Source organism: Bacillus sp. FJAT-42315 (assembly GCF_002797375.1).
In the GTDB taxonomy this organism is placed as follows: domain Bacteria; phylum Bacillota; class Bacilli; order Bacillales; family Domibacillaceae; genus Bacillus_CE.
Genome location: NZ_KZ454941.1, coordinates 3,200,682 through 3,224,788 on the forward strand (window position 1 = coordinate 3,200,682; position 24,107 = coordinate 3,224,788).

General features: G+C 37.0%; 15 protein-coding genes and 2 pseudogenes. 3 read left to right on the plus strand and 14 right to left on the minus strand.

The genetic code is table 11. The annotated features are described in order from the left end of the window. Positions 1-20 precede the first annotated feature (20 nt). The 10 genes from CEF22_RS15670 to CEF22_RS15715 all read right to left on the minus strand — a co-directional run bounded on the left by CEF22_RS15670 (position 21) and on the right by CEF22_RS15715 (position 16,538). Positions 21-3,878 carry a coiled-coil domain-containing protein gene (locus CEF22_RS15670; RefSeq protein WP_100403599.1) on the minus strand — a complete coding sequence of 1,286 codons (3,858 nt, stop codon included), beginning with the start codon at positions 3,876-3,878 and terminating at the stop codon, positions 21-23. Then, complete coding sequence (locus CEF22_RS15675) at positions 3,878-5,086, minus strand: hypothetical protein (RefSeq protein WP_157843252.1); 1,209 nt, start codon at positions 5,084-5,086, stop codon at positions 3,878-3,880. The genes CEF22_RS15670 and CEF22_RS15675 overlap by 1 nt, the downstream gene beginning before the upstream one ends. A gap of 1 nt (position 5,087) precedes the next feature. Then, a complete protein-coding gene (locus CEF22_RS15680) occupies positions 5,088-7,505 on the minus strand; it encodes a dynamin family protein (protein ID WP_100403601.1) in 2,418 nt (805 codons plus the stop codon). Positions 7,506-7,518: 13 nt separating this feature from the next. Further along, complete coding sequence (locus tag CEF22_RS15685; protein ID WP_100403602.1) at positions 7,519-9,882, minus strand: dynamin family protein; 2,364 nt, start codon at positions 9,880-9,882, stop codon at positions 7,519-7,521. 27 nt (positions 9,883-9,909) lie between these two features. Then, positions 9,910-12,192 carry a dynamin family protein gene (locus CEF22_RS15690; RefSeq protein WP_157843253.1) on the minus strand — a complete coding sequence of 761 codons (2,283 nt, stop codon included), beginning with the start codon at positions 12,190-12,192 and terminating at the stop codon, positions 9,910-9,912. A gap of 608 nt (positions 12,193-12,800) precedes the next feature. Then, on the minus strand, positions 12,801-13,013 hold the full coding sequence (locus CEF22_RS15695) for a GTPase (RefSeq protein ID WP_100403604.1): 213 nt from the start codon (positions 13,011-13,013) through the stop codon (positions 12,801-12,803). A gap of 32 nt (positions 13,014-13,045) precedes the next feature. Beyond that, entirely contained in the window at positions 13,046-13,870 is an 825-nt protein-coding gene (locus CEF22_RS15700; RefSeq protein WP_100403605.1) for a hypothetical protein, read from the minus strand. A 44-nt stretch (positions 13,871-13,914) separates the two neighbouring features. After that, a complete protein-coding gene (locus tag CEF22_RS15705; RefSeq protein ID WP_100403606.1) occupies positions 13,915-14,883 on the minus strand; it encodes a helix-turn-helix transcriptional regulator in 969 nt (322 codons plus the stop codon). A 313-nt stretch (positions 14,884-15,196) separates the two neighbouring features. After that, positions 15,197-15,958: an SDR family NAD(P)-dependent oxidoreductase gene (locus CEF22_RS15710; protein WP_232726145.1), complete on the minus strand. Its 762-nt coding sequence runs from the start codon at positions 15,956-15,958 to the stop codon at positions 15,197-15,199. Further along, complete coding sequence (locus CEF22_RS15715; protein WP_100403607.1) at positions 15,942-16,538, minus strand: hypothetical protein; 597 nt, start codon at positions 16,536-16,538, stop codon at positions 15,942-15,944. The genes CEF22_RS15710 and CEF22_RS15715 overlap by 17 nt, the downstream gene beginning before the upstream one ends. 257 nt (positions 16,539-16,795) lie before the next feature. Here CEF22_RS15715 and CEF22_RS15720 point away from each other — a divergent pair, with 257 nt between their 5' ends. After that, the gene (locus CEF22_RS15720; protein WP_100403608.1) at positions 16,796-18,208 is read left to right on the plus strand and encodes a LysM peptidoglycan-binding domain-containing protein; all 1,413 of its coding nucleotides are present in this window, start codon (positions 16,796-16,798) and stop codon (positions 18,206-18,208) included. A gap of 90 nt (positions 18,209-18,298) precedes the next feature. Here the strand turns inward: CEF22_RS15720 and CEF22_RS15725 are convergent, their stop codons facing one another. Further along, complete coding sequence (locus CEF22_RS15725) at positions 18,299-19,582, minus strand: transglutaminase domain-containing protein (RefSeq protein ID WP_100403609.1); 1,284 nt, start codon at positions 19,580-19,582, stop codon at positions 18,299-18,301. A gap of 213 nt (positions 19,583-19,795) precedes the next feature. Here CEF22_RS15725 and CEF22_RS15730 point away from each other — a divergent pair, with 213 nt between their 5' ends. Both CEF22_RS15730 and CEF22_RS15735 read left to right on the plus strand, forming a co-directional pair. Then, complete coding sequence (locus CEF22_RS15730; protein WP_100403610.1) at positions 19,796-20,287, plus strand: hypothetical protein; 492 nt, start codon at positions 19,796-19,798, stop codon at positions 20,285-20,287. A gap of 463 nt (positions 20,288-20,750) precedes the next feature. Further along, positions 20,751-21,281 (plus strand): ECF transporter S component, encoded by a 531-nt coding sequence (locus CEF22_RS15735; protein ID WP_100403611.1) that lies wholly within the window; start codon positions 20,751-20,753, stop codon positions 21,279-21,281. Between the two features lie 109 nt (positions 21,282-21,390). On the opposite strand, the pseudogene CEF22_RS15740 reads toward CEF22_RS15735, so the two are convergent. From CEF22_RS15740 to CEF22_RS15750, 3 genes and pseudogenes are all read right to left on the minus strand, one after another. Next, a pseudogene (locus tag CEF22_RS15740) lies at positions 21,391-22,314 on the minus strand (FecCD family ABC transporter permease); the annotation flags it as partial. A 232-nt stretch (positions 22,315-22,546) separates the two neighbouring features. Continuing rightward, on the minus strand, positions 22,547-23,737 hold the full coding sequence (locus tag CEF22_RS15745; protein ID WP_100403613.1) for an RNA-guided endonuclease InsQ/TnpB family protein: 1,191 nt from the start codon (positions 23,735-23,737) through the stop codon (positions 22,547-22,549). Positions 23,738-23,946: 209 nt separating this feature from the next. Next, positions 23,947-24,107 (minus strand): annotated as a pseudogene (locus tag CEF22_RS15750) (helix-turn-helix domain-containing protein); the annotation flags it as partial.

The following is a 24,107-nucleotide window of genomic DNA, read 5'->3' on the forward strand; positions in this document are numbered from 1 at the left end:
CTTTGACTCATAAAAATCACCTATTTAATAAGTTCAGCTAAAATTTTCATATCTTCTTTATTCATTGCTTTTAATTCGTTGTATGTGTTTCGTAATGTATTTGCACTTTCTTTCATTTCCGAAGTTTGTGCACGAAGTTGTGTTGATAATTCTTTTTGTGCACTTTGTTCACTATTAATTAATGCATCTAAGCGATTTAATGTTTCTTCTAAACTCATTGTATAATTATCAACTGATCTTGTTTGTTTATAAGTACTTTCAGTAATAGCTTCATTTAGGTTACGCATATTTATGTTTAATTTAGCAGTTAAGTCTTTCAGAATCTCCTCTTGTAAGTTTCTCATATCTGTAACTTCTTCAACCATTACTTCAACATTCTCGATGAGAGCTTTTTGATTTTCTAAACCTTCTTTTTGTAATACATCAATAGCTGTTTTTAAGGATTTCTCAGCATTTATTAATACAGCACTATGGTTTCCTAGAATATCTTTTAATGTTGTTGTTATCGATTTTTCTAGCATTTCTTGTGCTTGTACTAGACGCTCATGTTGCTCATCGATTTGTTTCGTTTGGTTAACAATTCTGCCTGTGAATTCCTCTATAGTTTCTGTTGCTTTTCCATAGTATTGTTGTGCGTTATCAAATGTTTTATGTTGTTGTTCTAATTGCTTCATAAACATATTGCTTTGATTATCAAGTTTTGAAATCAGCTTCTGTACATCTTTTTGATCTTTTGAACGTAATTCGACTAACTGTTGTTGAGTTGTAGTCCATTTTTCAGTAATTTGAGCATTTGTTTTCTTCACTGTTTCGTCCGCAGTGTTAGTAAATTGTTGCTGAGCTTCTTCTGTTTTTTCTGTAAGCTCTTCTAAATAATTCGTGAAAGCTTGTTCTTTTTGTTCTACGCTTGTTAAGACGCTTTCTAACTGTTCCCTCTCTTGTTGACGAAGTAATAGTACTTGTGATTGTGCATTGTTCCAAGCTTCTAACAGTTTTGCGTTGACAGCTTCTGTACTATTTAATGCTTGATTAGCTAATTGTTTTTGTAATTTCTCAACATTAACAAATAAGTTTTGCTCTTTTTCTTCTAGGCTTGCCATTACACGTTGCAATGTTTGTTGTTCCTCATTACGAAGCTTTAATAATTTTTCTTGTGTTCCGTTCCAAACTTGTAAAATTGAATCGTTTACTGCCTCAGATTGCTTTGAAACTGTTGAAACAAACTGTTCGTTTGATTTTAAAGACTGCTCTTGGAACTGTTCTAAATTTTCTTGGAATTGTTGTTGTGCTTGTTGTTGTGCTTGTTGTTGCGTTTCTAACGATGTTGTTAAATACAATTGGAATTTTTCTTCTTGTTGTTTTAAGTTTTCTACGATATCCGTAAGAATTTGTTGTTCCGCTTGGCGGATTTCAGCGGCCTCATTTTGCGTTTTATTCCAAACTGTAAATAACTCATCATATAACGCTTGTGTTTGGACATTAAAGGACTGCTTGAAGTCTTTTTGTGCCTCTTTGAATACTACTGCCTGATAAACTAAATGCTCTTTCATTGATTGATCTTTTTCTTCGATTACATCTAACATCTCAAGGATAGATGTATGCTCTCGTTCTCTTAAACGTTTTGCATCGTTTTGTAACTCGTTCCAAGTTGAAAGTAGTGCGGAGTTTTGTTCGTTCACTTTTTTATCCAGCAATTGCAGTAATTGTTGTTGGGCAAGTTCTGCGTGTTCTTGTGCTTTTACTAAATACTCGCTGTAAGCACGCTCTTTTTCTTCCACTGCTTGAAGTGTTGCGTGTAATTTCTCTCGTTCTTTTTGTTGCAGTGCAAGGATACCTGTTTGCACCGTATTCCATGCCTTTAACAGACTGTTGCTCGTTTCGGCGTTTGTTGCTGCTACTGCCTCGATCAGCGTTTGCTGTGTTTGAGCAGTTGTATCTTTTACTTCCACTAAGTAGGATGTAAATGCCTGCTCTTTTTTCTCCATCGCTGCTAATGTTGCTTCTAGTTTTTCTTGTTCTTGTTCGCGCATAGCTGCGAAAGATACCAATGTGTCATTCCAAAGGTCACGCAGTTGTAAGCCTATTTTTTCGTTCGTCGATGCAACAGCTTGTACAATTTTTTCTGATTGCTGTAATGTCTCCTCTTTAAATTGTTGTAAATAGCCAGCCATTGCTTGTTCACGCTGCTCAACAGCACCTAAAGTGAGTTTCAGCTGCTCTTGCTCTTCCTGACGAATTACTTTAATACCTTCTTGAACGATTGACCAAACATTTAATAATTTATTGCTAGTTTGTTCATTTTGTGAAGTTACAGCAGTTAAAAGTTCAAGCTGTGATTTTTCAGTTACCTCTCCAAGATGTTGTAAATATTGACTAAATTCTTCACCTTTTGAATTTAAAGATTCGAGTGTAACTGTTAATTTTTCTTGTTCTTGATCTCGTATTTGTAGTAGTTGATCTTGAACAGTTTGCCAATTTTCAAGAAGCTGTTGATTTACTTCGTTATTAGTAGTAGATACTTCTGCGATTGTAGCTGTTAATTGGTCATGTTCTTGCTGGCGCAAATCATTCATTTGTTGTTGGATTGTTGTCCATACCTCTTGTAAAATGCTGTTTGATTGCTCTGATTTTGTCTCTAATAACGAAATAATCGTTTGTTGATTTTCTTCTTCTTTTGATTTTAGATTTGTTAAGTATTCGTTATATTCTTGTTGCGTTGATTTCCAAAGGTCTACTAATTTAGTATATAACGTATTTGTAACGCCCGAAGTAAGCTCTACAAAATTATTGTGAGATTCTGTTGTTTTTTCATCAAACTGTTGTAAATATCGGCTGAATACTTGTTCTTTTTCTTCTATAACTGTGATCATATGCTCAAATTTTTGCTGTTCTTCTTTTCGAATTTGCAACGTATTTTGTTGAGCTTTTTCCCATGTTGCTGTAAGGTTATCGTTCATGCGACTAGCCGCTTGTTGGAAATCATATAGTGTTGCCTGAGCTTCGTTCCGCTCTTCTTCACGAATTGACAACTGATTTTCCTGCAATGTTTGCCAAGCTGTCATTAATCCTTTATTTGTTGCTTCTAATTTGCTTAAAATATTTTGGCCTAATAATTTTTGCGCTTCATCAAAATTGTGCTGCACCGTATTTAAGTAGGTTTCAAAGGCACTTTCTTTTTCCTTCATTTGAGCTAATAAATCCTGCCAGCTTTGCTGTTCTTCTAGGCGAATTTTTAATTGCTCGTCGTTAATTGATTTAAATTTATCTAGTAAGCCATTTTGCGTCGTATCAATTAATTCAACCAGATGCTGTTGACCAGATTGAAGGGTAGATGATAATTTTTTGAATATGTCTTCATTTTCCTTCAGTGCTTCTTTATTTGCTTTTTGTTGATCCTCAAACCAGTTTTCATATTGTTGTTTTGATTCTTTCCATTTTTGCTCTAACAAATCAAATAGCTCTTGTTGCTTTTGTTGCTGTATTTTTTGTACATCGTTTACTTGCGTAATAATACAATGAATTTGCTCTGTTGATTGCTTATGATTTTTTTGCGTGATATCCTGTAAAGAACCCCACGATTTTTCCAGCTTATTATGTAAGTCTTTCGTTAAACTCTGCAAGTTTTCATCAATTTGCTCATTATGTGTCTTTAAGCTTTTCACTACTTCATCATTAGAGCTCTTTAAAAGCTCTGCAAGTTGATTCAAGTCTTTCTGCTGTTGCTGACTCTTTTTTGACATTACTTGATAGCTTAAAAAAGCTACGACAATGCCACTAATCCCAGCAATTGCAAATGCTATACCACCGAACGATTCATATAGTGGATACGTTAAAACAACGACCACAATAAATGCAATTGCACTATACATTGCGTTCATCAAACTCTCTCCTTTACTTTTGTTTCAAGCTCATCCCATTGTTTCAATAATATATCGAAACATAAGCGGATATTTGGATATAACTGTTTGTTTAAAGCAGAAACAAAAGTAGTTTTAATAATTGCTTTTGCTTTAGCAATTTTCACATTATATTCATGAGCACTTGAAGATTTTGCAAGCATCGGAACACTAATTTTTTTAGCAAGAATATCTCGTTGAATTTTATTCCAAATAATAGAAAAAGCATCTTCGAAATATTTATCAATTTCCTTTTGCGTTGCTATTAAAGTTAAATTATAGTTATTTTTCAGCATATTGATTATATTTTTCTTAATGCCTGAATCATAAAATAATTTAATTTCTTTCCACCAAAAATCAATTACGGTATCTTTACTGCTTTTCCAGTTAAGATAATCAAAACAAAGCTCTAAATTTTCAACTAAATTACACACTTCCAGTTCCATTTTAATATCTTCTTCAAGTATTATTTGTACCTGGCCTCGTAAATCTTCCACTGTTTCTAGTTGGCGTGCTAATACCATTTGACTGAAAGACTTGCGGTTAATTAGCGCTTCCTTTAAAAATTCTTTCCCTAAAGGCATGGATGCAACATTCTTCGAAACTGAAAAACCCTTATGGACAAAAAATCTGCGAGCATGCATAATTGCTTCTTTTTCACTACTTAGATCGCTAGCAGAAAACTTACGATTTGTTTTAATTAAACAAATCAAAACTTCTACTTTTGATTCTGCTAGTTCAATAATTTGTTTAATGCTTTTCGACGTATCTCCCTTTCCATAGGGATAAAATTCTGTCCATAAAAAACGAGCGTCTTTCATTGAAAGAGATGAATTGTCATAATACTCCTTTTGTTTTTTCTCATTCATAAAATACGGTGGTAAAACTATGACAACTCCAGGTGGTATTTGTGTTTCATCAATTGGTACCCAAATAATGCTGCCACCTTTTTTTACTTCGTGTTCCTCAAAAGGATGGATCACATTGTTCTCTAAAATAAACATATCTTGAGTGCCGCTACCAAACAGCACCCAAGTTGTATCTTTAAAAATATCACTTTGTGTATACCAATAATTTTGCAAACAGTTATTTGGGGATTTATATGATCGAAATAGCTCATATCGTTCTGAGGTATTGTCACCAATAATAAAAAGTGGTTTTTGCTTAAATAATAACTGTTTAATATTCATTTTACTTAATTGCAACAGGCTCTGAAATAAATTGAAGATAATCATTCAATTGTGCTTCATATTGCTGCTGTTGCTCTGCTCCTTGTTGACGTTGTGTTAATAATTCCTGAAGTTGCTGCTTTTGAACAAATAATTGCTGTTGAAGTTGCATCGCAATTACGTTCGGTACATGACCGATGAATCGTTGTAAATATGAATGTAAAAACTCCGAATATCTCTTGAATAATTGCTGAACTTGTTCTTCAAAAGAAGCTACTAATTGTTTACGGTAAACAACAACGGTTTGCTTTAATGCATATTGCTCACTGCGTTGTTTTGCTTCTTCTAATTCTTGTTGAAGTTGTTCATGTTGGCGTTGTTGAATTTCTAGCTCTTTCTGAATACGTTCCTTATGGGATTTTAAAAGTCCCAATTGTTCATGACGTAGCAATTCCTTTTGTTTCGCTTGTTCAAAACGTGCTTTAACTTCGGATTCAACTTCACGATATTGCCTTTCGTATTCTACATCAATGACTTCTTTAGGAGGTCCATCCATCATTCGACCAACTTGACCAAACCAATATTCTAATGAAATTAAATCTAAAATATTCGTCTTATCTTTAATATTCGATTGATGGTTATCTAAATTTTCCTGTACACTTTGGGCAACTTTCAATCCATCTCTTAATTTATCTGTTTTTGATAAGATTTTCCCTGCTTTTTCAACACTAGAAATCGTTTTTTGCGCAATATTATAGTATTTTGAAGCTTTATCTACTTTTTTTAAAGTACCTGCTACTTTACCTGCCATTGTTGTATAAGCTTTACCAGGGATAAATACCAACGCCCAGTCTACAATATTACCGATTTTGCGCATTCGTTCTTGGTTTTCAATCGATTGCTCTAAAGTGTACTGTGCTTGATAAGGGCCTAACTCATCTAATTGTTGCTGATAGGTAACAATTTCTTCAGCATATTGTGACTCTAAGCCTTCCATGTTTTGTTGCTTTTTCTTTAACTCTTCTAACTCTAGAATTAGTTGATTGGCATAGTTCATTTCGTCTTCAATTTTAGATTGAATATATTCCCCTTCACTGAAAACATAGTCAACTGATGGCACTTCAACTTGTAGTGATATTTTGTCGATGCCATCTAATTCGAATTGTTCATGTTTATTGTCTTTTAAATCTGCGTTTGTTTCTTCTGTTATAACTTTTAAAAATTTAGATAGTCGCTCGTTTGTCATGGAACTCAGTTCCTTTGATACATTATCTAAAATTGCATAGCCCTCAGCTTGTGCTTTTTCCGTCAATTGTTCAACTCTAGAGTATTTTTGAATAGCCTCTTCATAGACTTGTACTTTTTCTTTCATAAATCGGCTATATTTCGATTTTAACTCTGGCTCAATTAAGCTAAAACGATCTTCAATTGATTTTTTCTGCTTACTAATACGATATTGTACATATTCCATATCAGCTTCTAATTGACTTATTTTCTGCTCGATTTCATTGTCTGCAACTGATTTTGCTACTAAAAGCTGTTGTTGACGTTGCTTCAAGTTTTCTAAAAATGATTTTTTGTATGGTGCTAAACGAAGCTCTATACTTTTCTGTTTCTTTTGCTCAAGGGCTTTCGTAAAATCTTCTTTTAAGGATACTTGAAGTAATGCCATTCGACTGCTCCACTTAACATCCAGTAACAAATCTTCTTCGTTTGTCACGGCATAATAATCCGGGAAATAACCAATTACTTTTTGTAGGGCAAGCTGATCTTCACTTGTTACTTTTTCAATTGTGTCACCTTCGCCTTTACGTAAGCTATCTAATTTCGTTCGTACAAATACCATTTCGATTCCTAATCGTTGAATCATTCGAATTAGTTGCTCGTCTGCTGCAGTTAAACTTTTCCCGAGCACATAAAGTACCGCATGAGATTTTGGTAATAAGTCCAAGGTATGATTTTCATGTTCTTTAATAATCGTGTTTAAGCCTGGTGTATCTACAAATACTAATCCAGTTTTAAATAATTCATGCTGAATATATACATTAATACATAAAATATCTGAGTTATTAATTAGTGGGATGTCAATAATTTCACTTACCGATTGTGCATGATTTAGTTCCCGCTGACTAAGTAATAATAACTTGTCAATTGCAAAACGGTAAGCATCTTTATTTGTTGTAACAATTTCTGCATACTCTTCCTCTCCATAATAAAGGAAAGTCGTAAATGCTGTTGTTTCCCTAAGCATTGTAGGTAAAATTCTACGTCCTATTAAGTTATTAATTAAATTCGATTTCCCTGCAGAAAATTGTCCAAGAATAGGCATGTAAAATTCCTTTTCTTGTTCACGTTGTTGTAGTAAATGTATTGTTTCTAATGCTTGACCATCTTGAAGAAACTGTGCGATTTCTTCGATTTCTGCTAATGATGATTGCATACAAATCGCCTCCTTAACTATTTACAACTTGCTTTGAAATGTTTTTGATTGTATCTGGTTTAATACTTTCTAATTCAGATAAAATAGTGACAGCTTTCATAGCAATTTGCTCAATCAATTCTAATTCCTCAGCTAGAGCTTTCTTTTTATTTGCTTGTTCTGTTTGGGAAGATTCCAGCATTTCTTTCAAGTTGTTTAATTGCTGTTGTTTTTCATTTATTTGAGCACTAAATTGTTTTTCTACTGCTGTTAAAATGATTTTTACAAATACTTGTTCTTTCCCCTCTAATTGATTACGGAGTTCCTTAACGACATCACTTCGCATTTCATTTAAATAATCACCGAGATCTGAATGTAATCGACGTAAAAAACGAACATTCTCTCTATCGAATTTTTCTTTATACTCATCGATGTATTTTAATCGACGCTCTTCTAACAGTTGTTTTTGTCGTTCAATTTGTTTGCGTTCAATTTCTAAATCTACAGAACTCATTGATAAGTTCTTTTCGTAATTATTCATTCGTTCCTTTAACTCTTGTTCTTCTAGTTTAATTTTGTTACGAATTTCATCTTGTTTTTGATCGTAAATTTTTTGTGCTGAGTTATCATTTTCAGTACGTTGCTCTGTACGTGTCTTATTTCCAACAAACGCTTTTGCTATTTTTCCAAATAACCCTCTACGTTCAACTTCTACTTCGCGACTTTTCGTAATCGTTTGGACTTCTGGTCGACTACCTAAAAGTTGAACCTCAAACATTGCTTGTTCTTTCAGTTCAGCTTTTTGTTTTTCAAGACGGCTAATTTCACGTTCCGCACGGCGGATTTCAACCTTTCGTGCATCGTTACTAATTAGCTTGTTCTCAAGCTCTTCCATTCTCTTTTCAATCTCTTCAGTTTCTTCATCATATTTCGATAAATCTACTTGTAAGTTTTGCATATCCAGCTCAAAATTGTTTAATGTTAATTTACTATTTGTTGAGTTTGCTGTTTTAAGTTCTTTATTTAATGCCGTTGCAATTTCACGATATTTAGCACGAATTTTACGGTTCAATTGTTCGCTAAATTCATGATCCATATCTTCTACGATGTCACAATATTCTCTTGTTAAATTTTTTTGAAGACGTGAAACTGTGTCTTCAACATCATCTAAGTCGTTAATCTCTTGAATTTTACCTTCATATTTTTCCCGTAAAAATTCGGCTTTTGCTTTAACCGAGTTTTCTAAATCTAAAATGATTTCTCTAACTTCCGAATTAATTTCTTCACTCTGCGCTTCAAGTTTTTGACGGATGTTCGCTATTTCTACTTCCGTATGAGCAATGCTTTGTTCAATTTCTTCTGAATCTCGTAGGTTTTCAATATTCTCAAAAAACTCTTCGATCTCATTCTTTCGTTTCGTTAATTCATGTACAACTGTTTGAGCAGGTGTAATCATTTCCTCAAGTGTTTTTTGACCTTCAGTCAAGAATTTCCATAGACGATTTTCAAAGGATACGATACGAGAGTTTTCTAAAATCTCAGCCCGTTCTTCAAGTGTATGATCTTCTTTCCCTGAGTTATCTGGATATTCCATTGATTTTGAGCTACGAGCAACTAAGGCTGGGTAAGCAGCTAAAGGTAAAAACTCTGGTAGCGGATAATCTGGGAAATATGTAGAATAACTTTCTACTAAACGTTCAATAACTTCCTCAACTGCCTCCTCTGACTTTTTAATTTTATCAATTTGGTTTAGCACAAGGAAAATAGTATTAAATTTCTTTGTAAGTTGAGCTAAAATTTCAAAATCTGTTTGTGATCCAGGTTGCGCAGCTGTAAACATGTAAATACAAGCATGTGAACGTTCAATTTGACGCTCTGTTACCTCTGCATGCCCTTTACGGATTCCGTTTAAGCCCGGACTATCAACAAGCATAACCCCTTTATCTAATAAAGGAGAATCTAGATAAAGCGTTACTGATTCAATTTCTCTGGCGACATTTTTATCACTGGCAGTAGATACAAACCTCTTAATATCTACTTCTGTCGCATCCCCATATTCTACTTGACGATTTGTATCTTTATAACGTACTTCTAACTGACGGCCATTTGGTGATTTTTTTAAATGCTTTAAATAGTTAATCGTTGCAGTTGTTTCACTTGTAAAAGATGGTAAAAGCTTTTCACCCATTAATGCATTTAAAAACGTAGACTTCCCAGCACTAAATTCTCCAACAACAACAATTGAGAATTCTCCGTCTTTTAAGTTATTACTTAGCACTTCAAAACTTTTAGATTTTTCATATTCCTCATATTCATCAAAATATCTTTTTGTATCATCTAGTACTTCTAATAAGCGACTTTTTCGTTGTTCAAACTGTTGTAATACTTCATTTGTCATTTTTAGTCCATCCTCCCTTGTATATTGTTAACTTACTTTCATCTCACGCTCGATATCTTTTAGCGCAGTTCGAATCATTTTCAATTCTGGAGGCTCTATAATTATTTCATTTTGTTTGAGTAATGCATTTAATTTGTTTAAATAAAGATCATAAGAAGAATTGTATTCATTTTTTGCAAGTTTCCAAATATCGTCAAAAGCATTTTTAATGTTGCGTTTTAACTCTTTTTCTAAGTACTCAGCTACTTCTGTTTCTAAATAATCCGTAACTTGATTGCGTAAATTCGTTCTTTGTAGTTTTTCAAATGCACGCTTATTTTTTTCGAAAATTTCTTTATGCTCCTTCTCTAGCATAACAATTTCATTCTTTAATGATTGTAACTGACGTCGATATTGATCTAATCGCACTTCATTGTCCAACTGTTCATTTTCTAGCTTCGCAATTCGATCTGAGTAGGTCTTTTCTTGCACTTTTAACGAGTTACGTTTGTTGCTATAATCCCTTTGGATTTGTTCTCGTCTACTAAGCCATGCACGTCGATCACTATCATCTGGTCTATATTCCGTTCGATATTCTGTCTTTGTCTTATTACCAAACCATCTTATTGGATTTACTATTGATCTCGTAACCTCATAAGGAACTTCAACAGAATATGAACGAACATCCGGCATTCTTCCTAACCGATTAATTTCCGTTTTTTCTTGTTGCATGACAGATTGCAGTTCACTCTTAACATTTTTTTTATTGCGTTCGATACTTTGTTGTTCTTGCTTTTGCATTGAAATTTGAAATTGTACTTCTTGTTGATTTTCTAACATCCTTTGCTGGTCTTCACGTTTTTTATGAATTTTTCCAATAATACCTTTAACGCCAATATTATTCATATCATTTTTAACAAAGGTCAATTTAATATTTGTATCCCCTTTTTTAATCTCTATTTTTGGGTGATAGCTTTTTATCTTTAGAATAGCACCTTGATAAGCAGCTTCTAACAAAATGACAAAATCTTTCGAGTAGTTATTCGTAACCATTACTAGCTCATTTGAAATTTTTTTCTTTATTTTACCCTCTAATAGTTGACCGTTTTCCAAATCATTCGCTGATAAACCATTAATATACTCTTGTAATTGTTGCTTGATCGGTTCAAAGCTTGTAGGAATTTCTTTACGGCTATCTTCAATAATGTCTCCACGTTCACTTATTAAAAAATTTTCAACATTGTTCCAATTTTCTATTTTAAACTCTTTTAATTTTTTTATGCGATCTTCAATAATGATTCGTTCTTCATGATTCACTTCAACTGTATAAGCATCCTTTAAATCTAGAAGTTCTTCACGAATATCTAAGTATAATTTCTTAATTTTTTGATTGAGATTTTCATTTTTCATATTTTGTTGTTCTTGCTTTAATACATGAGCCCATAAATGATTCTCGAAAAGTGGGAATCTTGAACTATCGATTAATTTAGAACGTTCTTCATCTTTAATGTCTTCAACATCCGTTGAATACAGACGGTTAATCTTTTTGTCTTTTCCTGCAAGAGCACGCAATGAAGAAATACCAAAAATAGGAATATCTTTATCCACTCCTATTTTCACCAAATCTCGTCTAAGCTCTTCTATCTTTCCTTCAACTGTCTCACCTTCAGAAGCTCTTAACTCGTCAATAAAGTTCATAACAAAAATAAGCGAAGACTGGTATTGTTTTAATAACTGGTATAGCTCAACATTTGATTTCGATAACCCTCGTATATGGAATAAATAAATACTTGCATGAGCTCTTTGTATCTCTTGTAAAGTTCGCTCATAATGCCCTTCAGCCATACCATTTAACCCAGGTGTATCAATAAACACTATTGGATCGTCTGTATATGGAAATTTCAAATAAATATTGACCGATTCTACCTCGTTTACTACATCTATGGAATCTGCCATTGTTGTAACATAATTGCGTAAAATATTAGGATCATTAATAAAATCTAACTCTACAGAAAGACGCTCATCATAAAAATTAATAACAATTTTATTACATTTCGGATGATTCTCTGGTACATTTTTTATGTATGTTACTGATGCTGTCGTTTCTCGAACGGCGTGCGGTAATACATCTTTCCCTATTAATGCATTTAAGAAAGTCGACTTCCCCGCACTAAATTCCCCTACAACAGTAATAATAAATTCGCGGTCATTTATTTGTTGTTCTATTTCATTTGTTCTATAAATAAAATTTTTGTATTCTTCTTTATACAAAAACTCTAATGATTTAAGGCTTTTTATTTTTTTTTCAAGAAGTTCAATACTATTTTGCACCACAAACCCTCTCTTCCATCTAATTTAAAACTAGTATTATAGTAATATTTTTAAATAAAAAATCTTAAACAGCATTCTTAGAAATTATAATTCTAAAATTTCTGCATCAATAACATATATAAATCAAGCTTAATTTCCCACCATAAAAATGGCCTTTTTTGTCCATACTGCTCCTAAAAGAAGATCCAAGGATCGGATGGAAATGAGGAAAGGATCAAAAAGGCTTCGATGGCGAAACGAGTGACGGTCTTGCGTCTTATTATGCAAGGCTACTACGCCATCGAAGTAACCGAGTTGTTGAACATTCATCGGGAAACAATCTCAGAATATGTAAAAAAGAATCAAACAAGGCGGAATGAACTCCCTGCTTCATCGCGAGTATTCACCAGGCCCTTGTGTCAGCCAAACAAGAAACTGAACTCAGGCGAATGATGGAACACAGCACACCAGTTGAAGAAGGGTATGGCTGCAAAACCAGTTGGAATACACGGATTTTAAAGCACGTTCTTGAAGAGAAATTTTCGATCACGGTTAACCCGGACCAACTGGTCTTATTTCTGTATCACTACTTTGACCATGACAGGAGAAATCTTTCTGAATTTGGTTAATCAACACGCATTATCTGCTTCTAATCCCCACGAGTCATACATTGTAATAGGTATTCCGTCAAGCACTATCTCTTGCTCATGAAAACCTTGCTCAGTAACAGGTTTTCCTACACCAGCATCACGAACTTCTTCTCCAAAAATGTAATTAATTAATGAACTTTTTCCAACCCCACTTTGGCCAATAATTGCAACATTTAATTTTTGATGTTCCATATTTCATTCCTCCCTTTTACTTCTACAACCAATCACCCATGATAATCCCCAGTCTTCACATTCACACCAACAACTCTGTACTCTACTCCATCAATCACGGTAAATACTGAAAGATAGCCTTGGTTATTAAAAATTCCAGCTTCTTCATACCTAATATTATCTGGTGAATCTATGTAACCGCTTTTTATCATGTCATCTTCAAATTGAGTTTTTATTCCAGGTGCCCATTCGTATGGATCGTATGGGTCCTCTTCTGATTGAGTTGGTTTAGATTTTTCATCTACATTAGCTATGTTTTGTTCTGATTCTGTTTTTTCTTCTGCAGCACTGTTTTCTTCTTTTAATTTTTCTGCTGCTAGTTTGATATCATTAAAGTGGCTTAAATCTTCGGTTAATAACTCGTCTATTTTATTATTAGACTCTTCAAATTTAGAGTCTTCATTTAAAACTTTGGCTTCTTCTAATATTTTTGTGTATTTTTCTTGTTGTTGCTGTAAACTGCTGATTGATTTTTTCTGTTCCTCTGCTTTGGCGCTGATCACTTTGGAACCTTCTTTATATTCAATGGCACTTTCTAAAGATTTCAGTGCTTCTTTCACTTTATTATCTTCTACATCTTCATTTGCCTGTTGAATTAATACCACTTGTTCTAAATATGCTTTGGCACTTTGATCACTTGGTCGGGCATCTAACGCAAATTCAAATAACACTTCGGCTTTCCCAAAGTTATCTTCTGCTACAGCGTCTAGTCCTTTTTGTATATTTTTCTCGTAGTCTTCATTTCCTGCATCTTGTTTTGTACCACAAGCTGTTAATAGCATGGCAATACTTATGCCAGCAACCACTTTTTTAAACATAACAATTCTCCTCAACATTACTTTATAAAATATTTAGCACCCATTTACTGATACTTCCGCACCATCCCCTGAACGCTCTTCTCCATCGCACCTCTCAACTCTTTAGGCCCTAACACCTCCACAAACTCTCCCTGACTTAGCAGCCACATCTTAATGCCATGCCCGAATACTTCTGCTTCAAAGACAACACCATGATCATTTTTTGACACAATTCGAGCAGTCGGCAAGCGGTCGAGTACGGCTTGTGGAGATGGTCCAGTAAATCGGAATTTAATCGTCATCAGTTCACCGGCGTGCATGAATTGGATACGTTTACGAAACTCGCCTTCTTGGAAACGGTCCGTATATGGTACTTTGAAATGTTCTTCGGTGACATGGCAGGCGGTGATACGATCGACGCGATAAATGGTTGGGAAGTCGAGTTCTCGTTTCGTTTGATAGGCGATTAAGTAGAAGTAATACTCTGAAAAAATGAGGCCGACCGGTTTTAACGTTCGTTCGCTATCTTCAGGATCGTGTTCTCTTTTATATCGGATATTAATTAAGCATTTCGTATGAACGGCTTCAGCTAGTTGCCATAGTAAGGTGAAAATTGACTGGTTATGCTGCAGATCCACATATAAATGCTTTTCATTTAACATCAGCTTCTTGATGAATTCCTGATTGGCTGGTTGGGCAAGGTCCGTTAGCTTGTTGATAAGTCCTTCCATATCATCTTTAGGAAAGGCCCTCGATTCAATAAGCACTTTGACCATCGCGAGTATTTCCTCGTTTTGTAAATAAGGAGCACCTTCCATGACGAGTTTATAGCCTTTCTGCTTTCGATCATATTCTAGATGCTGATTGATTTTCTCCCTTTCAAGGAAGGCACGAATACTATCGAGGTCACGCTGAATCGTCTTTTCTCCAACTTGAAATTCATCTACTTCTGTTTTCTTCGTTAGTACATGCCCTTTACACAAACGGTCATACATCGACAAAATGCGATGTGTTTGATTTTCTTGTTTATCCATTGGTCACACCTTCACTTTTATTGAGTTATGTAAGCTCAAGCTATGTCTTTATGATACATAGTCTCTTGGACATATTATGTACTTAAGGAAAACTTTTTAAAAAAATTTCTCACTTTGGTTCTTATGAAACAAGTATAAATATTTCACATTTCTCAGGAAAATGATGGTTCATATTTCCTAAATAGTATAATATAGATATCCATGAAATAACATATAGAAATGTAAAATATTTGTTAAGGCGATGACATAAATTTACGAACAACAAAAAAGGCAGCTCTCACCGAACTGCCTTTTTGTTGTTCTACTATGTTCATTACCCCTCATAAACCATCTTCTTCGTCATCCCACCATCGACCACTAAATTATGCCCATTGATAAAGTCATTTTGCTCATCGGCTAAAAATAAGCAAGCATTGATGATATCCCGAGGCTTACCGACACGTCCAGATGGATGCTGAGCATGACCCTCCTTCGACAGCTCTTCATACCCTTCTACTTGTATCCAGCCGGGGCTCACTGCATTGACGGTAATTGGTGTGTCACTAAGAGAAACAGCCAATGTGTTAGTCAAGGACACGAGCCCGCCTTTAGACGCACCATAAGCTTCCCAATCCGCTTCGTTTTGATCCCATCTCGTCGAAGCGATATTAATGATGCGGCCATAGGCTTGTCCGCTATTTGCTTGGATAAACTCTTTCGCACAAATAAAACTGCCACGCAAATTAACATCGATCACTGCATCAAACTCCTCAACAGAAATGTCCGATATATGCTTGGAAAAAGTAGAAATAGCGGCATTATTGATGAGCACGTGTACCGCTCCGTACTTATCTGTAATCTGCTCAAACGCGCGATGGATGTCCGCCTGCTTGCCCACATCTATTTCGATAAAATCAATACCCTCTTCCAAAGGCTTATGCTGCTTAATATCTAGAGTAATCACCTGATATCCCGCTTTATGAAACCCTAGTGAAAGATGATAACCGATGCCGCCCGTTCCGCCTGTGATGACACAGACTTTGCTTGTTGATTGTTCCATGGCTTTCAATTCTCCTTTTCTAATGACTTTCTTCAATGTGTACATCCTTTTCCTTATTCATTAGTACATGCTCACTCAATACCACCGTCAACTTCTCCTTCATCTCCTCCGAAGTCACGACACAACTTGAGGAAAAGAAGCTTGTCTTAATGACCAATTCATATCCCGCATTCACTTCTTTATCAAAACCGTAAAATCTGTGATCCATCGTAATCGTTACAAACTGAAATGACTTTATTTTCCCCCAAGGAATGAAGCGATTTCCACTTAGTAATCCACCTTCAACTACCGCAAACATATTTAATAAATTGTCCGAGTGTGTAAACGGCAAGAACACTAATAGAAAGAAAAACCAATCAAAACCTTTTATAAATAGTCCTAAAATAAACATAACCAGTACAAATACTAGGATGAAAGAATATAGAATAATCCCGCTTTTTTGCTTAGAAAACGTCGGTAGCTCGACAGCCTTCTCAGGATATTTTCTTAACGTTTGAAACTCTTCATTTGTCACCGGAAACACGACATCCTGATTCATCTTCAGTAACACCCGAATAAACTGATAACTATAATAGCCAATCACACTGAAAAATAACACGCACAAAAACAATTTCAATTCAATCACCACTTTCCCTAAAGTACCTTTTCTCTTACCTTATATACGAATGAAATAGGAAAAAGTTCCACCGTGGGACAAGGGACCTGTCCACTCGGCCCACTAAATGTATAACGAGCCTCATTTGCTCATACCTTTTAGGGAGATCTTTTATTTATTAGTGTGCGATGGAACACGAAAGCTTTAGAGAGACCGCCAAACGCTTAATGGAAAATATGCAAAAAAGGGACAAGGGACCTGTCCCCGAGGAGGTATTCATGATTATTCATGTGGTAAAAAGAGGAGAGACGTTATGGAGTATAAGTAAGCGTTATGGGGTGAGTGTTGCACAAATTATTGCCGCCAATGGGCTTCCTAATCCTAATCAATTAGTTATTGGTCAGTCGATTATTATTCCGATTGCTACTCGTCGCCACACGGTTCGGTCGGGGGAATCATTATGGCAGATTGCGCAGAAATATGGGGTGAGTGTTGCAGCGATTGCTCAATTAAACGGTATAAGCAATACGGCTAGTCTCAATCCGGGGATGGTGTTATCCATTCCAGCTCGGATGCATACTGTTCAGCGCGGCGAAAGCTTACAGCAAATTGCTCAACGCTACGGTATAACAGTTCAAGAAATTATGAAGGCTAATCAAATTCAAAACCCCAATCAGGTTTCTCAAGGAACGGTTCTTGTCATTCCTTTCCCTAAACCAGTTATTGATGTCAATGCCTACACGATCAATAAAGGCGAACAAGGAGGGAAAGAAGTTCAGGAGGTAGGTGATTATTTAACTTACGTCTCCCCTTTTTCCTATATCATGAAAGCAGATGGCAATCTAGAGGCGATTGATGATGGCCCTATCTTGCAAGCCGCTCAAGCGAAAAGGGTGGCTCCGTTAATGTGCATCACCAATTTTACAAGCAAGGACCCTGGATCACGTTTGGCCCATACGATTCTTTCAAGTACAGACGTGCAAAATCGATTATTGACTAACATCGAAAACACGATGAAAAAGAAGGGATACATTGGATTAAATGTCGACTTCGAAAATGTGTATCCAGCTGATCGTGAACTGTATAATCAATTTTTACAGCGTGCCGTAGATCGTTTACGCCCGAAAGGATATTCCGTTTCAACCGCTGTGGCACCGAAAACAAGCTCCGAACAAAAAGGACTATTATATGAAGCTCATGATTACGCCGCTCAAGGAAAAATTGTTGATTTTGTCGTATTAATGACATACGAATGGGGCTATCGCTTCGGCCCTCCACAGGCGATCTCCCCGCTCAATCAAATGAAGCGTGTTGTTGATTATGCCGTCAAAGTGATTCCAAGAAATAAAATTTTTCTCGGCTTCCAAGTGTACGCTCGCGACTGGCTCCTCCCCCACGTGAAGGGCCAAGAAGCTCAAACATTCGATATGCAAGAAGCGATTCGTCGAGCAGTCAAATACAATGCTGTCATTCAATACGACAAAACATCACAATCACCATTTTACCGCTATTGGGACGAAAAAGGCCGCCAGCACGAAGTATGGTTTGAAGATGCCCGCAGCGCCCAGGCCAAATTTGACTTAGCAAAAGACTACAACTTGCACGGAATTAGCTACTGGGTACTCGGCTACCCATTCCCACAAAATTGGGTACTACTTGAAGGGAACTTTAGAATACGAAAATTGCGCTAGCGGGACACAGGGACAGGTCCCTCGTCCCACTAACTAGAAGAGGGTGATATTCAACAAAACAAATGTTGAGCATCACCCTCTTCATATTTATTAATTCCATGTCTCTGGTGCATCTGGTAGCTTCGAGTCATCCCATGAATGGTCTTTCGCCAACTGACGATCGGAAATTAAAAAGTATCCATCGCCTATATAACCTTTTTGATTCGGCACTGGATCATTCCACGTAGCATCAACATTATACCAAGCACCATTTATTTTCACCTTGTTCCAAGCGTGGTTTTCTCCTCCTCCTACACCCGTCACATATAAGCTGTCGATCCCTATTTTATTCAGTAAATAGATCATCGATTCCGTATAGCCTTCACACACAGCTACTCCGTTAATTAACAATCCATATATATCGTAGGATGCCTCTGGAATCGTGTTCTTTTGATAATTCTCATAATCATACGCTGTATTTAAGACGATATAATCATGAATCGCTTTGACTTTATCGAAATCACTCATATCCGCACGAATATTGTTAGCGATGATTTCAGCTGCCTTTTGTTCTAACTCCTTATTCATTTGTACTATTTTCGATTTTGGAAATCTATACTTTAACTCAAAGCGACCGTCGCTCCAAAATAGACTACCTTCAAAGCTAAAGTAATAAATTTCTGGATGGTCTTTGAGAACTTCTTGAAGCGCATTCCATCCTTCTTCACTATCCGTCGTAAACCGACTCACATTTACTTCTGGCTCAATATGAATCAACGCCTGATAAATCGCACTGTATAAGGAGTCTTCATGAATCGGGTCTTGCTCTACAGCCACCTGAAACGTCGAGCTCACTTGCCTACTCTTAAAGTCCGTTGCGGTAACCTTAATATCCATCGCTGTGTTTTCATTGGCAGAATAGCTCCATGTCTGTCCATCAATTTTTCCTGCTGTCGTGGTAAAAGTTAATTTCTCATTTTCATCAGGGCCACTGAAATATTTCCCCAGATCTAACTCCAATGTTTTTCCAATTCTTATTGATTGGTCTGGAATCTCTTGAACGAGAGTCACTTCATGAACAGGCTGCTCCATGAAAGCATCAACGAAAGCTAATAGATCATTAACTATACTAGATACATCTATCACACTAGTTAGCTCACTCCATAGCTCTTCTAAATCATTGAATATGTCGAGGAGGCCTTCTAGATCATTTAATATATCCGATAGACCATCGAATAGCCCCGCCTCTTGCAACTGTACGGATTGACTACTTTCTCCTACCTTACTAACCACATCCGACTGATCGTGAAAAGATTGAGCAGAACCAACACCTTCTATTGAAAAAACCAGCAACATAAATAATAAAAATACTCGACTAAGCTTAATATTCTTCATAGCATTCTCCTAGTTTACATTTCGCCTTAAAAAGGGGATATAGCTTCTCTAATACTATTGTATAAGAAACAGAAAATAAATGTAAATAAAAGCCAAACTGAATAGACTTACAAAAATAATGAAGGAAAAGGAGCTTGTCGTCATATCTGTTTGTTATGATCATATTCTAACAATGAATAGTTTTTTTATTTCGATCTATAACGGAGGAACAACATGCGAAAATTCAAGTCTTTTTATGGCACAGTTACGATGATTCGCGATTTTAAAGTAGATGCAAATGAAGAGTTGACAGGGTGTTATAAATTAATGACTATCACAAATGATGATGGGGTGATTGTCAATTTCGTCATCAGCCCTACCACATACTTCTTACACCATGTAGCCGTCACAATAGGAGACCGGGTCACTGGATTTTACGATGCAAATGCAGCTGTACCTCTTATTTATCCACCTCAATACCAAGCCATTATTATCGTAAAAGATACCCCTTATCAAAATGTAAAGGTAGACTATTTCAACAATCAGCTGATCAGTAGCGACGGGCAATTAAAATTAAATCTTTCCAGCTATACACTACTATTATTGCCAAATGACCAACCGTTCACCCACAACCTTGCAAACAGAAATCTACTCGTTGTGTATGGACCCACCACCAAAAGCATTCCAGCCCAAACCACGCCCTATAAAATTATTGTAATGTGTTAAAAAGGGACGAAGGGACAGGTCCCTCGTCCCCCTCATACTTACTCCAATGCAGATAAATCTAGTTGGACAGTTACATAATCCGTTGCTCCCATTTCAATCATAGAAGCACACGGCGATCAATCTGTAGCGAACCTTGAAAACTTCTTTCCCTTTTCTTGATTATACACATCAAATCTTAAAATTAGTTAAAATGGAACACTTCAAAATTCATAGATCTATAGAGTTTGGAAGCTCTTCTGTAACATTTCTTTTCTATCCTCAAACCCATCCTCCTAAATTTTCTTATATTTCAAAAATATTCACACTAACACAAGTGACAGTGCACTCGTATACCTGCATAAATAAATAAGATTAGGTATTTATTAAGTATCTAATTAAGAGTATGATAATATCTAACCGCTTTCACTGCTAAAGCAGTGAAGTTCTATGGTTATAGTACACTTTTAAAGAAAGAGGTTATCGCATGGATTCAACATTCTCATCGCCAGGTGCGACGAAGGCGAAAACAAGAACCCTCGTCATCAATGCACTTTTTATCACATTGACCCTAGTAGCGACCATGTTCATTAACATCAGGCTCCCTATTATGGGTAACGGAGGGCTCATCCATCTCGGAAATGTCCCTCTCTTTATCGCCGCGTTCGTTTACGGTAGAAAAACCGGAGCCATCGCAGGCGCTTTCGGAATGGCCTTATTCGATCTTATCTCCGGCTGGACCATATGGGCTCCGTTTACATTCGTCATCGTAGGCGCAATGGGCTATACAGCTGGGCTTATCTCTGAAAAAATGCCTGGCAAAAGAGTCGTCGTTTACACACTTGCCATTGTCGCTGCACTGATGATCAAAGTCGTCGGCTACTATTTCGCTGAAGTCATCCTTTATGGCAACTGGATCCAGCCATTCGGCTCCATCCCAGGAAACGTCATGCAAATCGTCATCGCTGGGATCATCGTCTTACCACTGGCGGGACGCTTAAAGAAAATTATTAAATAAGGGATAGTTCCCTCGTCCCGCTCTAAAAATAATGAGTGGACAAGCTACCCGTTGCCTTGTCCACTCATTATTAATTCAGTGCAGTTAAATAACCAACCGATAACTGATATTAATCTTTTAACTTAGCTAGTAAATATAAGAAGTATGGTGAACCAATCACGGCTACTACGATACCAGCAGGAATTTCAGAAGGTTGCATAATCCAGCGACCAATCGTATCAGCAACAAGCAACAATAATGCACCTACCATAGCGGAGATTGGAATGACATATTCATGTTTATTGCCTACCAACCGCCTTGTTAAGTGAGGAGCAATGAGACCGACAAATCCAATACCACCACTGATAGAAACACTGGCCGCCGCCATTCCAACAGCTGCAGCTAACAACACCCGTCTTTCTTTCTCCAAATTAGCACCGAGACCAATCGCTGTTTCATCTCCTAAATTCAGAACATTAAGGACAGAAGATTTCGAATAAACAAATGGAATTAATATAACTAACCAAGGTAATATAGCAAGTACAAATGTCCAATTGGAACCCCAAATACTTCCGGCCAACCAAGTAGCTAAAAATTGATATCTTTCAGGGTCAAGCTTTAACGTCAAAACGATTGTGAGTGCACTAGTTCCCGCCGCAATCGCCACTCCTGTTAAAATGAGGCGAATCGGTGATATTCCTTCATTTCGTTTATAGGAGAGTATGTAAATGGCAATAGCTGCACCTCCAGCCCCCACAAAAGCTAGAATGGGCATCATAAATACGGGAGCAGCTGTCGTTGTCGAAAAGAACGAAATAAATAACATGACAGCTAAGCCAGCTCCTGCATTAATACCGATGATACCAGGATCGGCTAATGGGTTACGAACGATTCCTTGCAACACCGCTCCAGATACTGCCAATCCCATTCCAACTAATAACGCAATGACCATACGAGGCAAACGAAAATCAAATAAAATTAATTCTTGCCGATTTGTCCCTTGACCAAATAATGTCATCATCACTTCTTTTGGAGCTAGTCGGATATGACCGGTATATGAACCTCCCCCACCTATCGCTTCGCACTCTTAGGTGGAGGTTTCTTGTCGATCCCCTCGATATTAGAAGCTGGACAATGTCCATAGGTGTACGCGACACCCTCGTCTTTCTCAGGGACTGACGCTCCCATACGGAAGCAGTGGTCTTGACGCAAGATATCTCTCGACAGCTTGCTGCCACCGTAAGCAACAGAGAGAACATTCTCCCTGGGGCGGTTCTGCCCATCTACTACGCCTGTATAGGACGTAGATACGTGACACTGGTCAGCATCACTTCTCGAAACTTCCCGTACAAATACTCGGATAAGATATTCGATGCACCGTGGATGTCCCGATGCCGTTCATAGCCGCATGAGCATTGGTAGTTTCGTGAACGGACTTTGTTTCGTTTTCCGCAAGCAGGGCATGCTTGCGTCGTATAAGCTTCGTTTTCTTTCGATAAGGAGACGCCAGCCGCTTCTAATTTATAGGCCAACTGTTTCGTGAGTTTTCCAAAACTCCAGTTGCTTAGTTTTTGGTTCACTTGTTTGGAACGGGTACGTTTTCGTTTTTTGTTTCGCTTGCTTGTGTGCCGCTGGACGCCTTCCACATCGCCAAGAGCGACATGCCCGACTTTTTGTTCCACGCACCAGTTCACAAAAGCACGAGTCGTCTTATGTAGGAGATCCCCTAGCTGTCGTTCACTTTTGGAGAGAATGTACTTTTTTGCTTGATTGTATTGGCGCCATTTTCTCGATCCTTTTTGACACCGACTCATGAGAATTTGTAGTTCTCTCACTTTTTTATTTCGCAATCGGTGAATGCTACGCATCTTTCTGCCCGAAATCACGAGGGCTTGTCCACTGGTATTGACGGCGGCAATCGTATGAATCTCACCTGGATCAATCGCAGCTGTATGACCGTCTTGAATCGGTACAGGGTTAATGCCGTCTTCATACGATAAACAGGCATGCCATCGGCCGTCATAGACGAGTTCTACTTCTTTGACCACACCAGTTGGAACCGTGGCGAGCGTCAACACGAGCGGTGTCTGTTGTTTTCCTTGCCATCTTCCTAAGCTAAGTATCAGTTTCCGTCCTTCTAACACGAAAGATTTGTCGACCCATTTAGGATGAAACACGAATTTTTCTTTGTATGGATATCGGATGGATTTATTTGTTTTTCTTGCTTGGCGAACTCCTTCTCGGGCACGCAAAAACTTGTGGCACACCGCTTGGATCGTCTGACTGTGAAGAGGATACAAGCCTTTGAGTTCAGCTTGAAGGTTGCTTTTGTTAATCCACTTGCCGTGAATCCGGTAATAATACCGAGCTAGCTGCACACAGTCATTCCAAATCGTTCCGCAGAGCCGACGTATGTGAAATAACTGTTGAAACGTGGACTGTGGCGCTGAAAAGCCCGTTTTCAACGTTAGATACATGAGATCCCCTCCTTTGTCATCATTATAAAACGAATGTATGTTCCCATAAATGGTAAATGGAAATTTTCATCCTTTTTTCTTTCGACAAAGTTCGGCCGGTCCTCAACGAAACGCTTTTCGGCTGTGCCGAACCGAGATTCATCCCCTCCCTACTCGCTGGACTGTGCCCTTCACGCTCCGTGAGGAAGAGGACTTCTCTCGGATTATGTTAAACGATATTTTAATAAATATTCTGCTGGTCCCATACCTGCATGTCTTCTAAATACGTAAGAAAGTCGATTTCGATTCACGTGATTTTGTTCTGCAAGCGCTGCTATTGTATGACTTTCATAATAGTATTCATGAATATAATTAGATACCCGTTCAAATA